This window comes from Nocardia vinacea (assembly GCF_035920345.1).
Classification (GTDB): domain Bacteria; phylum Actinomycetota; class Actinomycetes; order Mycobacteriales; family Mycobacteriaceae; genus Nocardia; species Nocardia vinacea_A.
The window spans coordinates 1,334,829-1,347,229 of the sequence record NZ_CP109149.1 but is presented as its reverse complement, the minus strand read 5'-3'; the positions used below and the strand labels follow the sequence as shown (position 1 = coordinate 1,347,229).

General features: G+C 64.6%; 13 protein-coding genes. 4 read left to right on the top strand and 9 right to left on the bottom strand.

All coding sequences use genetic code 11. The features are described 5' to 3' along the window. The first annotated feature begins 38 nt into the window (after nt 1-38). Nucleotides 39-914, top strand: coding sequence for an LLM class F420-dependent oxidoreductase (locus OIE68_RS06385; protein WP_327098452.1), 876 nt, complete (start codon nt 39-41; stop codon nt 912-914). 128 nt (nt 915-1,042) lie between these two features. Next, on the top strand, nt 1,043-2,020 hold the full coding sequence (locus tag OIE68_RS06380) for a lipase family protein (RefSeq protein WP_327101592.1): 978 nt from the start codon (nt 1,043-1,045) through the stop codon (nt 2,018-2,020). 19 nt (nt 2,021-2,039) lie between these two features. Here OIE68_RS06380 and OIE68_RS06375 read toward each other — a convergent pair whose 3' ends face one another. From OIE68_RS06375 to arc, 4 genes are all read right to left on the bottom strand, one after another. Next, entirely contained in the window at nt 2,040-2,477 is a 438-nt protein-coding gene (locus OIE68_RS06375; RefSeq protein ID WP_327098451.1) for a VOC family protein, read from the bottom strand. 111 nt (nt 2,478-2,588) lie between these two features. Further along, the gene (locus OIE68_RS06370; protein ID WP_327098450.1) at nt 2,589-4,109 is read right to left on the bottom strand and encodes an ArnT family glycosyltransferase; all 1,521 of its coding nucleotides are present in this window, start codon (nt 4,107-4,109) and stop codon (nt 2,589-2,591) included. Further along, on the bottom strand, nt 4,087-4,737 hold the full coding sequence (locus OIE68_RS06365) for a TetR/AcrR family transcriptional regulator (protein WP_327098449.1): 651 nt from the start codon (nt 4,735-4,737) through the stop codon (nt 4,087-4,089). Before OIE68_RS06365 ends, OIE68_RS06370 begins: the two co-directional genes overlap by 23 nt. A 423-nt stretch (nt 4,738-5,160) precedes the next feature. Beyond that, nucleotides 5,161-6,921, bottom strand: a complete 1,761-nt coding sequence (arc, locus tag OIE68_RS06360; RefSeq protein WP_327101591.1) for a proteasome ATPase — start codon at nt 6,919-6,921, stop codon at nt 5,161-5,163. A 179-nt stretch (nt 6,922-7,100) separates the two neighbouring features. On the opposite strand from arc, the gene OIE68_RS06355 reads away from it, so the two are divergent. After that, on the top strand, nt 7,101-7,622 hold the full coding sequence (locus OIE68_RS06355; protein WP_327098448.1) for a hypothetical protein: 522 nt from the start codon (nt 7,101-7,103) through the stop codon (nt 7,620-7,622). A 1-nt stretch (nt 7,623) separates the two neighbouring features. On the opposite strand, the gene OIE68_RS06350 is transcribed toward OIE68_RS06355, so the two are convergent. Beyond that, complete coding sequence (locus tag OIE68_RS06350) at nt 7,624-8,457, bottom strand: tRNA (adenine-N1)-methyltransferase (protein ID WP_040691664.1); 834 nt, start codon at nt 8,455-8,457, stop codon at nt 7,624-7,626. An 80-nt stretch (nt 8,458-8,537) separates the two neighbouring features. Here OIE68_RS06350 and OIE68_RS06345 point away from each other — a divergent pair, with 80 nt between their 5' ends. Continuing rightward, nucleotides 8,538-9,437 carry a RecB family exonuclease gene (locus OIE68_RS06345; protein ID WP_327098447.1) on the top strand — a complete coding sequence of 300 codons (900 nt, stop codon included), beginning with the start codon at nt 8,538-8,540 and terminating at the stop codon, nt 9,435-9,437. A gap of 2 nt (nt 9,438-9,439) precedes the next feature. Here OIE68_RS06345 and OIE68_RS06340 read toward each other — a convergent pair whose 3' ends face one another. The 4 genes from OIE68_RS06340 to hisG form a co-directional block, all read right to left on the bottom strand. Next, complete coding sequence (locus OIE68_RS06340) at nt 9,440-9,586, bottom strand: hypothetical protein (RefSeq protein ID WP_327098446.1); 147 nt, start codon at nt 9,584-9,586, stop codon at nt 9,440-9,442. A gap of 404 nt (nt 9,587-9,990) precedes the next feature. Further along, on the bottom strand, nt 9,991-11,154 hold the full coding sequence (locus OIE68_RS06335) for a YeiH family protein (RefSeq protein ID WP_327098445.1): 1,164 nt from the start codon (nt 11,152-11,154) through the stop codon (nt 9,991-9,993). After that, nucleotides 11,154-11,288, bottom strand: coding sequence for a hypothetical protein (locus OIE68_RS06330; protein ID WP_327098444.1), 135 nt, complete (start codon nt 11,286-11,288; stop codon nt 11,154-11,156). Before OIE68_RS06330 ends, OIE68_RS06335 begins: the two co-directional genes overlap by 1 nt. A 146-nt stretch (nt 11,289-11,434) precedes the next feature. After that, nucleotides 11,435-12,286 carry an ATP phosphoribosyltransferase gene (hisG, locus tag OIE68_RS06325; protein WP_327098443.1) on the bottom strand — a complete coding sequence of 284 codons (852 nt, stop codon included), beginning with the start codon at nt 12,284-12,286 and terminating at the stop codon, nt 11,435-11,437. Nucleotides 12,287-12,401 lie beyond the last annotated feature (115 nt).

Below are 12,401 nucleotides of genomic sequence, written 5' to 3'. Positions count from 1 at the left end.
TGGCAGTGCAAAATCGTCTAGTACCAGGGGATCACTTCATGGAACTCGGTTTTCACCTACCGATATTCGACATCGACGGCGGCACCACCGCCATTGCCGGTGAGTTGGCCAGGGTCGGCGCCGCGGCAGAGGCATCGGGTGCGACCTGGCTGTCGTTCATGGACCACTACTTCCAGATCGAGCCGACCGGCCTGCCTGCCGAGGCCAACATGCTGGAGGGCTACACCACCCTCGGCTATCTGGCCGCGCACACCTCCCGCATCAACCTCGGCCTCCTTGTCACCGGTGTGACCTACCGGCATCCCGGTCTGCTCGCCAAGATCGTCACCACCCTCGATGTCCTGTCGGGCGGCCGCGCGGTGCTCGGCCTCGGCGCCGCCTGGTTCGAACGTGAACATCGCGGGCTCGGCGTGCAGTTCCCGCCGATCGCCGAACGGTTCGAGCGCCTCGAGGAGACGCTGCGCATCTGTCAGCAGATGTGGGACCCGCAGAACAACGGCCCCTTCGACGGCAAGCACTACCAGTTGGCCGAGACGCTGTGCTCGCCGCAGCCGATCAACCGGCCCAAGGTGCTCATCGGCGGTGGCGGCGAACGCAAGACACTGCGGTTGGTCGCGCAGTACGGCGACGCCTGCAATCTCTTCGGTTCCGCCCCAGAGGATGTCGGCCACAAACTCGACGTCCTGCGCCGCCATTGCGACGATGTCGGGCGCGATTTCGACGATATCCGCATCACCATCATGGCCAATAATCCGCGCCCGAATCCGGACAATCGCGACGAATTCGTCCGCCAGATGGCCGATTACGCAAAGCTCGGCGTGCACACCGTGATCATTATCCCGACCTCCGGGTCCCCGGCGGCGTGGATCGAGGGTATGGCGCCGGTGGTACCTCAACTCGCCGAACTCGGTTAGCGTCCATACGGCACAAGCCCTTTCGTATGGAGTTGCGGCGAAAGGGCATGTGTCGTATCCGATCTCGTCACGGGCGAGCGACTCGAGTTCGCCTACCGCCGATGGCGGGTTCTCGATAGTCTGCTGACATCTGTACCGAGCAATACGTCACCGAGGGCCCGACCGGCGCAGCCACGACGGCGACCGGACTGCTGCTCACCCCGAGTGCGACACCGCCACCCGGAGGTTGGCCGGTAATCGCATGGGATCACGGCACCAGCGGCCTGGGCCCGCAGCGCGGAATCACCACCACGAAAGCCCGGTCCGATGCCTCGTATCTGCATCGCCTGCTGGACCGAGGCTATGCGGTGGTCGCCCCCGAGTATGTCGGCCTGAATCCCGGTGCCGCGACACCGCATCCCTACCTGCAATCCCGCACCGAAGCCACCGCCACCATCGACCTCGTCCGCGCCGCGCGCACCGCCGATCGCGACCTGTCTACGCGGTGGGCGGTTGTGGGCGTCTCCCAGGGCGGACACGCGGCCTTGAACACCGGCGCCCTCGCCCCGACCTACGCGCCCGAACTCGACTTCCGCGGCACCGCTGCCCTCGCACCACCGGCCAACGTGGAGCAGGCCATCGCACTCGCGGGTCCCTACGTACGCCGCGCGCCGGTCCTCGATGGCTTCATCGACAACGTCGCCGCGGTACTCGAGGGCATGCGCATCGCCAACCCCACTTCCGATATCGAAAGCTACTACACCCCAACGGGTATCGCCGCGATGGAACGTCTGGCCACCTCGTGCGTGTCGAATTGGCCCGCCCAGGTCCAGGGCCTCTCCCTCGGTTCGCTACTCACCAAACCGCTACTGACCGGCGACTTCACCGCTCGACTCACCCGCTACCTGGCCGTACCGACCGCCGGCTACCGACAACCGCTGCTCATCACCCAGGGCGAGCAGGACACCACGGTCCCCTTCCCCTCGACCGCAGTCCTCCTGGGCCAACTGAGCACCTCCGGAACCCGATACCAGTTCCGAAGTTACCCCACCGACCACCAGGGCATCGTCGAAGCTTCCTGGCCCCAACTGATCCCGTTCCTCACCGGCCTGTTCACTAACGAATAGCACTGTGAGACAACGGATATCAATCCGACAGACCGTTCACGAAGTACACCGCTTCCCACAGATGACCGTCAGGGTCGGCGAAGTAGCCCGCGTAGATATCCCATGGGCGCGTCACAGGTTGTCGGACGATGGTGCCGCCCGCTTGTTCGGCCTGTTGCAGGATACGGTCGACGTCCTCGCGGGAGTCGGCGAAGAAGCCGAGGCTCATCGGTGAGCCGGTGACTCGGTCGACGGCGATGCCCGCATCCATGGCCAGGTCGGTACGCGAGTAGAGGGACAGGATCAGGCCGTTGTCGAGGGTGAACATGGCGACCGACCCGCCGGGGTTGTGCTCGTCCCGGACGAACTCGGTGCCGATAATGCCCGGTGAGGAGAGGCCGAGGCCGTCGCGGTAGAAGCGCAGCGACCGTTCGAGGTCGCTTACGGCCAAGGTGATCGCGCGGATATTCGTTTTCATACCGATCCTCCTGATCCTCGAACCATGGCCGGGGGCGGCGTCGGCCCCGGCCATGGTTCAGTCAACGCCGGTGGTGTTCTGATGTCTTGAACGAATCGGACAAACGGCTGGTCAGTCGAGGCGAAGCAGATCGGGCCAGACCTGTGACCAGGGCTGACGTGGGGCACAGCGCCAGATGGTGACATTGCGGGTGACGTCCGGGTAGCCGAGGCGTGCGTCGACGCGACCGACCGGGGTCAATTCGCTACAGGTGGCACGCATTTCGTCTTCGGCATTGCCGACCCACAGCACCGTTGTCGCGGAATCCGGTGGGGTGCCGAAGTATCCGAAACCGCGGTTCGGGCTATAGATGGCGGGCAGGCCGAAGCGATTCGAGTCGACATCCAAAGCGCTTGCCTGCCAATAGGAATCGGTGACGATCACCGCTTTCGCACGCTCGGCCGGTGGGAGGACCTGGTAGGCGTCGGCAGTCGCCTCGCGTAGCTCCGGCCAGCCGAACTTTCCGTACAGGCCGATTTCGATACCGGCCTCGGCCTGACTGTCGACCGGATCGATGGACGACTCGGATTGCCACGGCATCGTGATCACCGCGATCGCCACCGAAATCGCGACCAGCGGAACGGTCGCATAGGTTCGCCATCGTCCGGTGTACTCGGTCCAGCGCACCGCGCCCGCCGCCATGATCGCCGCGTAGCAGCCGGCCGCGTAGTAGGGGCGACCGTTGGTCGCAATGAATGCCACCGCCAGCAGCAGCGGCAGCGGCGCGAGGAATCGGTACGGCCGCAAGGTCTCCGAGCGGAACAGCGCCCAGATTCCCACGACCAGCAGCACCCCACCGAACAGCCCGGCCGCGATCAGCGCCAGTGGCAGCCAGGCGTAGCGGCCACCGATCGTTGCCTGCTCCGCCGCGACCACCGCACCCAATCGCAGCTGCGGCCAGTCGTGCCCGGCCTGCCAGATCAGCGTCGGCACCATGACCAGGACAACGACACCCGCGCCCACCCACAGCACCGGCCGCCGCAACAGCTCCCGCGGACCGTAGATCACCACCCCGATGGCGACCGCGATCCAGAAGAACGGAATCAGCCACTTCACCTGCATATCCAGCGCCGTGACCAGCGCGGCCCACAGCAACAGACTGTCGCGGCGGGTGCGCACCCACCGGATCAGCAGCCAGCTGATCGCCACCCACAATGCGGTATCAATCGTATTGGTGGCCAACTGAGTTCCCTGCACGAGCAGGAACGGCGAGGTCGCATACGCGGTCGCGCTCAATACCTGCGCGGTCCGCGACCCACCGAACTCCCGGGCAATCTGGGCACAGATCAGCACTGCGGCAACGGTGACCAGTGCGGCCGGAATCCGCAGTGCCACCAGCGATCCCGGCGCCAGCGCATCCATCAGCCGGGCGATCGCGGGCAGCAGCGGCCCCTGATCGGCATAGCCGAATCCGAGCCGACGACCGGCCGACAGGAAGTACAGTTCATCACCGAAGTATCCGTATCGTCCGAGCGATGCGAACAGCACGATCGCCGACACCACAGCGATCGTGCCCACACCGAGCCACGCGAACGACGGTGTCGTTTCGGCGTTATCTTCCTGCCGCACTTCACTTTCCACCACGGTTGTCATCACGTCCCCCCTTCCGGGTCGCCAAATCGAATAGTCGGCACACGTGTGCCGAGTACGTCGTCATATCGAAGTCTTTCTCCCGAATCGCCCGTCCGGCCGCGCCATCGATGGCATCGCGGATCGACTTGGCCATGACCGCCGGATCGAATTCGCCGAATTCGCCGTTGCGCTGCCCTTCCCGCATGATGTCGATGAGCGGTTGGATGATCTCCTGCTCCCCTTCCGCCGAGGCGAACCGCGGCTTTCCATCCGCATCACGCAGATTCAGCACCACATCGGTCAGCGCCGCGACATACTTCTTGTTCGCTTCGATGAAGCCGAGATTTACCCCGATATAGGCGAGCAACTGATTCCGCGGCCCGTCCGCCGCCATCACCGCTGGCGCGATGTGCTCGCCGCCGGACACATACAGCTGGATCACCAGCTGCTCCATCAGCTCATCCTTCCCCGCGAAGTGATACGAAATGACACCTTTGGAGATCCCGGCATGCTTCGCGATCCGCGCCAATGAAGCCCGTCCGTACCCCACTTCCGAAATCACCTCCACCGCCGAGGCGATAATCTGCCGCCGCCGCGCCTCCTCGATGAACGACCGCTGCCGACCACCCGTCCCATTTTCTGGCCGCATGGCCAAATTTTAACCCACCCGCCCAAACCGCCACATCAACCCCAAGAATGACCCCACCTACCCCGCAGGGACTACCCCCGAAATCACCTGGAGTCACCCAGCATGGTCAGTAGCGTGCCGAGCGTGGACCCACACACCGCTGAGCACCTCGCGCGCTCACTCGCATCCCAGCAGTTCCACCACGTGGCCGACCTCCCGATCACCGGAACTGAACCCCGAAACGCCCAAGGGCCGCACTCCCGAATGGAAGCACGGCCCTCGGTTCGAAATTTACAGGTACTGCCTGGTATTCGACTCGGTGTCGATGGCGCGACTGGCACTCGCGTTCTTGCCGGTGAATTAGATGCAGTAGACGATCAGCTTGCCCGAACCAGTCGAGGACCGTGCTCCCAGCTGGAAGCACGGCCCTCGGAGTCAGCCGATCTACAGGTACTGCCCGGTATTCGACTCGGTGTCGATGGCGCGGCTGGCACTGGCGTTCTTGCCGGTGACCAACGTGCGGATGTAGACGATCCGCTCGCCCTTCTTACCCGAAATGCGGGCCCAGTCATCGGGATTCGTGGTGTTGGGCAGGTCCTCGTTTTCGGAGAACTCGTCCACGATCGAATCGTAGAGATGCTGGATGCGCAAGCCAGGGTTGCCGGTGTCGAGGACGGCCTTGATGGCGTACTTCTTGGAGCGGTCCACGATGTTCTGGATCATGGCGCCGGAGTTGAAGTCCTTGAAGTACAGGACTTCCTTGTCACCGTTGGCGTAGGTGACCTCCAGGAAGCGATTGTCTTCGCTCTCGGCGTACATCCGGTCGACGACCCGTTCGATCATCGCGCGGATGCACAGGCCCTTGTCGCCGCCGAACTCTTCGAGATCGTCGGCGTGCAGCGGCAGGTACTCGGTCAGGTACTTCGAGAAGATGTCCTGCGCCGATTCGGCGTCCGGGCGCTCGATCTTGATCTTCACATCGAGACGTCCGGGCCGCAGGATCGCGGGGTCGATCATGTCTTCGCGGTTGGACGCACCGATCACGATGACATTCTCGAGGCCCTCGACACCGTCGATCTCCGAGAGCAGCTGCGGCACGACCGTGGTCTCCACATCGGAGGACACGCCCGAACCACGGGTGCGGAAGATCGAATCCATCTCGTCGAAGAACACGATCACCGGCGTACCCTCGGACGCCTTCTCACGTGCCCGCTGGAAGATGATCCGGATGTGGCGCTCGGTCTCACCCACGAACTTGTTCAGCAGCTCGGGGCCCTTGATGTTCAGGAAGAACGACTTGGCTTCCTTGGCATCCTCACCGCGTGCCTCGGCGATCTTCTTCGCCAGCGAGTTGGCAACGGCCTTGGCGATCAACGTCTTACCGCAACCGGGCGGACCGTAGAGCAGCACACCCTTGGGCGGGCGCAGCGCGTACTCGCGGAAAAGATCCTTGTGCAGGAACGGCAATTCCACCGCATCGCGGATCTGCTCGATCTGCCGACCGAGACCACCGATATCGCCGTAGTCGACATCGGGGACTTCCTCGAGTACGAGATCCTCGACCTCGGCCTTGGGGATGCGCTCGAAGGCGAAACCCGCCTTGGTATCCACGAGTAGTGAATCACCCGGCCGCAGTTTGCGAATCGGCTGATCGGGGTCTTCGAGATCGTCGACTTCGGCGAGCTTGGCCAGCGGACCTGCCAGCCACACCACACGTTCCTCGTCGGCATGCCCGACGACCAGCGCGCGACGACTGTCGTCGAGGATCTCGCGCAGGGTGCCGATCTCACCCACTGCATCGAAGATGCCGGCCTCCACGACCGTCAGCGCCTCGTTGAGGCGCACGGTCTGGCCGTACTCGAGGGTCGAGGTGTCGATATTGGGTGAACACGTCAGACGCATCTTGCGCCCCGAAGTGAACACATCGACCGTCTGATCCTCGTACACACCGATCAGAACGCCGTATCCACTGGGTGGCTGACCGAGCCGATCGACCTCCTCGCGCAACGCCACCAACTGCTGGCGCGCTTCCTTGAGGGTGTCCATCAGCTTGGTGTTGCGAATGGTCAGCGAATCGATACGGGCTTCCAATTCCCGTGCACGATCCGGCGAATCGGCCAGTTGCCTGCGGAGTGCAGCCGCTTCGGCGCGTACCGCCTCGAGCTCTCTCCAGGCCGCCGAATCCGAATTCTCGATGGGGCTCATGTGCTGCTCCTCCCAGTCCCGGTCTATTAACGCTACCGGGCGCGAACCGTTCTCGCTTTCCGACATGGTTTCGTCGTGATCACATCTGGGCTGCGGTCGACGGCGGATACACCATGTTAGCCTGCCCTAACCAGTCCACGGCGACGCGCTTCGCCGACCGAACCGAAAGGTTGCTGACGATGCTCCTTCCCGCCAGGACGCTGCGTACGTCCATGGTTATCGCCGCGGCGGCGATGGCCGCTACCGTCGGGCTCACCGGCTGCGGCTCCGACGACAAGTCCGATGCCAAGGCCACGAGTACCACTTCCGCCGCCGCCTCCACCAGCGCCGCAGGTCACGGCGACCACGGCAACGCCGCCACACCCACCGCCGAAACGCTCACCGCCGTCCTGGATGCCCTTTCCGACCCGGCGAAACCCACCTCCGAGAAGACCAAGCTGATCGTCGACGGCGAAAAGCGCGCCGCCAATATCGACCAGATGAACCAGGCACTCGGTAACTACGGCAAGCTCACCTACGCGGTCGCCGATATCACCACCAGCGGCAATTCCGCGACCGCCCAGGTCACCATCACCTCACCGCACGGCACCGCCCCTGCCATGCCCCTGACCTGGGAACATGTCGACGGTACCTGGAAGCTCTCGGATGCCAGCGGCTGCCTGATGCTCAGCTTCGCGCAGGCGCCCTGCGTTCCAGCCTGATTCAGCCCTTCGACGGGCGACGCTGCGGCTTCGGGGTGACCGTGCCCTCGGCGAGCCGCCGCGCGCTGACCAGGAAGGCGGTGTGGCCCTGCATGCGATGTTCGGGCCGCACCGCCAGACCGACCACATGCCAGCCGCGCACCATCGACTCCCACGAGCGCGGCTCGGTCCAGCACTCCTGCTCGCGCAGCGCCTCGACCACTTTGGACAATTGTGTGACGGTCGCCACATAGACGATCAGCACACCGCCAGGGACCAGCGCTTTGGACACGGCGGGTAGCGCGTCCCACGGGGCGAGCATGTCCAGGACGACGCGATCGACCGGCGGGCCATCGTAGGCGGCGACATCCGCGACCGTGATCGACCAGTTGTCCGGCCGCTCGCCGAAGAAGGTCTCCACATTGCGGATCGCGTGTTCGGCATGATCCTCGCGGATCTCGTAGGAGACCACCTGGCCCTGCGGACCGACCGCGCGCAGCAGCGAGCAAGTCAGCGCGCCGGAGCCCGCACCGGCCTCCAGTACGCGCGCGCCGGGGAACATATCGCCCTCGTGCACGATCTGGGCGGCGTCCTTGGGGTAGATGACCGCCGCACCGCGCGGCATGGAGAGCACGTAATCGATCAGCAACGGCCGCAACGCCAAATACGGTGTGCCATTGGTGGATTGCACGACACTGCCCTCATCGGCGCCGATCAGATTGTCGTGTTTGATACCGCCGCGATGCGTGTGGAATTCCTTACCCGGTTCCAGCACCACGGTGTAGAGGCGCCCCTTGGCATCGGTCAGCTGTACCCGGTCCCCGATGGTGAATGGCCCGGTCCGTCTGGCCGTCATGTATCTCCGTTCGCTGGTCGTCGCTGCTGTCTGCACTGAGTGGCACCGGCGTGTCGGTGCGCCCGGATAGCCTGCCAGGTATGCATTCGCCGGTATCCACGCCCCCTGCCGACACCGCGCGGGAGGTCGCGCCCGACCGTCCGCGTCCGGCGCTGTCACCTTCGCGGGCAATGGATTTCAAGCAGTGCCCGCTGAAGTACCGGTTCCGGGCCATCGATCGGATTCCGGAGCCGCCGACGCGGATCGCGGTGCGCGGCACGGTGGTGCACGCGGTGCTGGAGGATCTGTACGGACTGCCCGCCGGGGAACGCCGGTTCGAACGGGCTGCCGAGCTTGTCGAGCCTGCATGGGCCCGGGTGCTGGCCGATAGACCGGAGAGCGCCGACGTGGTCGCAGCGGACGGACTGGCGGGCTTTCTCGGCGAGGTGCGCGCCTTCGTCGAGACGTACTACCGGCTGGAAGATCCGACCCGGTTCGATCCGGAGTCGTGTGAGTCGCGGGTGGAGGTCGAACTCGGCGACGGTGTGCTGTTGCGCGGGTTTGTGGACCGCATCGACGTCGCGCCGACCGGGGAGCTGCGCGTCGTCGATTACAAGACCGGCCGGGCGCCCGGACTCGCCCAGGAGACCAAGGCACTGTTCCAGCTCAAGTTCTACGCGCTGGTGGTGCTGCGCACCCGCGGCATCCTGCCCACCCAATTGCGGCTGATCTACCTGGCCGACGAACAGATCCTCACCTATGCCCCGGAGGAGGACGAACTGCTGCGCTTCGAACGCACTCTCTCCGCCCTGTGGCAGGCCATTCTGGCGGCCGGGCGGACCGGCGAGTTCCTGCCGAGCACAAGCTGGCTGTGCGGACATTGCAGCTACAAGAGTCTGTGCCCCGCATTCGGCGGTACACCACCGGTCTATCCGGGCTGGCCGGACAGTGGCACCAGTGATTCACCAGACGAAACCTTCGCCGAAGCGGTCGCCGACTGAGCTCAGCCGAACAGATTCAGATCGAGGCCGTGCGAGCCGAGTGCGGCAATAACGCCGATGAGCACAAGTACGCCGACGGCATCACCGATCACGATGAGCACATTGCGAATCCGCCACCACGACCCGACCGACTCGACACTCGGTTTCACTGGGTCCTCCCCCTGTCCGTGCTCGAACGGCACTGCCCGTCCGAGGTGTTCCATAGTTGTTTCGCCCGACACGCCCCAAGTGTTGACAGCGAAGCATGAAGTTCTCGTGAGTTCGCTCGCGAACTGAACGCACACGATGCCGCTGTGCTCACCCACCCCGCCGACTACGCAAGCTCCGCCGGCTGCCATCCCCCTGTGCTCACCCACCCCGCCGACTACGCAAGCTCCGCCGGCTGCCATCCCCCTGTGCTCACCCACCCCGCCGACTACGCAAGCTCCGCCGGCTGCCATCCCCCTGTGCTCACCCACCACGCCCACTACCCAAACTCCGCCGGCTGCCATCCCCCTGCGATGCTCGCCGGGGTGACCGGCGAGCACCGAAACGGCAGGTTGCCGGTGCGGATCTATGCGGTGAAGTTGTGGAACAGCAGCACGGACAGGCCCAAGCCGACGGCCAGATTGAAGACGGCCGCGGATCCGAAGACCACTACCGGACGCCAGCCTGCCTCGCGCAGGCCGCGCAGCGAGAACTCCAGACCGATCGAGACGAATGCGAAGATCAGGAACCAGGTGCGCAGATCGTTGACGATCGCGATATGCGCCGCGCCGGTCTTCTTGTCCACCGACTGCAAATACAGCGTGCCGATGACGGACGCGGCGACGAAGCCGATCACGAACTTCGGGAACCGCTCCCAGAACTGGCGCACCGACGGCCGTGCCGCACCGGGAATGCGCTCGACCCGGATCGTGAAGTAGGCGGTCAGCGCAATGGCGACAATACCGATGAGCGCATTCTGGGTGGTCTTCACGATGGTGGCGATCTGCAGCGCCTTCTCCCCCGCGATCGCACCGGAGGCCGCGACGGCCGCGGTGGTGTCGATATTGCCGCCGATCCACGCGCCCGCGACCGCATCGGAGAGATCGAAAACATCAGCGAGCCACGGCAATACGAAGATCGATGGCAGCGCGAAGATGATCACCAGCGATGCCGCATACGCGATCTGCTCGCGTTTGGCCTGCACCGCACCCGCGGCCGCGATGGCGGCGCTGACACCACAGATCGAGACGGCCGAGGACAGCAGGGCGCGCAGCTTATCGTCGAGGCCGAGTCGACCGCCCAGCCACCACGTGAACCCGAAGACCGCGGTGATCAACAGCAGCGCCTGCACGATCGACGGGCCTGCCGCGGTCACCAGGATCTTCAGATTGATCGATGCGCCGAGCAGCACCACACCGGTCTTGATGAAGAATTCGGTGCGGAATCCGGCCGAAAGGCGTTCCCGGAGATCGAGTTTCGCGAGTACGACATTGCCGATCAGACCGATGACAATGGCGTACACCGGGAATTCTATCGACTTGGCGATCCGGTTGAACGGTGTGCCGACGGCCCACTGCGGCACGTGGGTGTCGAAGTAGCGGGTCAGCGCGCCGAGTAGGATGACAGCGGCGATGCCGGCTCCGATCTCGGCTACCGTGGGGCGTGAAATCGACTGCAGTACAGCAGTCTCGGATCGGACTGCATCCTCATCAACTGCGTCCGTCTCGGTCCTGGCGTCGCTCTCCGACATCACGGCACCAACCAATCCGGGATTGCGCCGACCAGGACCAGGGCGATGAGAACCAGGCCGACGATGGCGGCCAGCCAGTCCTCATTCCATGTGAATGTGCTGCCCGAAGGTTTCGCGGGCGGTGTCTGCGACACGGTGGTACTCCTTGCATTTCCTCATCGAGGCCGCAACGTACCAATCAACCGCAGGTCAGCACACCGATTGCAATCGCAGTGAATCGATCACTCGTACAAAACAACTCGGCCCCGCCGAGTGACGGGGCCGAGTGTACGAAATCGGGTCAGAAGGCGCGACAGGACCGGATATCGAAGGCCAGGATCGCCTTCGCGCCGAGTTCGGCGAGCTGGTCCATTACCACGTTGCCCTGCTTGCGCGGCACCATGGCGCGGATGGCGACCCAATTCGAATCGGCGAGCGGGGATACCGTCGGCGACTCGAGGCCGGGCGTGATCTTGACCGCCTCCTCCAGGAGTTCCTTCGGGCAGTCGTAGTCCAACATGATGTACTGCTGACCGAATACGACGCCCTGAATGCGCGCGATGAGCTGATTGCGGGCCCGTTCGTCCTGATCGGAGCCGGTGCGCTCGATGAGCACGCCCTCCGAATCGCACAGGGTCTCGCCGAAAGCGACCAGATTGTGCTGGCGCAGGGTGCGGCCCGAGCCGACCACATCGGCGATGGCATCGGCCACGCCGAGCTGGATGGAGATCTCGACGGCGCCGTCGAGGCGGATCACCTCGGCCTCGATCCCGCGGCGCTGCAGATCGCTCAGGACCAGGTTCGGGTACGAGGTGGCGATGCGCTTGTCGTAGAGATCCTCGACCTTCCATTCGCGGCCGGCTGGGGCGGCGTATCGGAAGGTGGAGCGGCCGAAACCGAGTGCGAGCCGTTCCTGAACCGGCGCACCGGAATCCAGCGCCAGATCGCGGCCGGTGATGCCGAGGTCGAGCTCGCCGGAGCCGACGTAGATGGCGATGTCCTTGGGCCGCAGGAAGAAGAACTCGACCTGGTTGGCCGGATCGAGGACGGTCAGGTCGCGGGAATCGGTGCGCTTGCGGTAACCGGCCTCGGCGAGGATCGAGGTGGCCGATTCGGAAAGTGCGCCTTTGTTGGGGACTGCGACGCGCAGCATGGGAGGGTCCTTTCGGGGGGTGAACTAAGGATCGACGTGCCGGCGCGAGCGACGGCCCCGGAGGCGGTAGCGGAGCGTAACCACGAAGGGGCCCGCGAGTGCCGCTAATTCAACA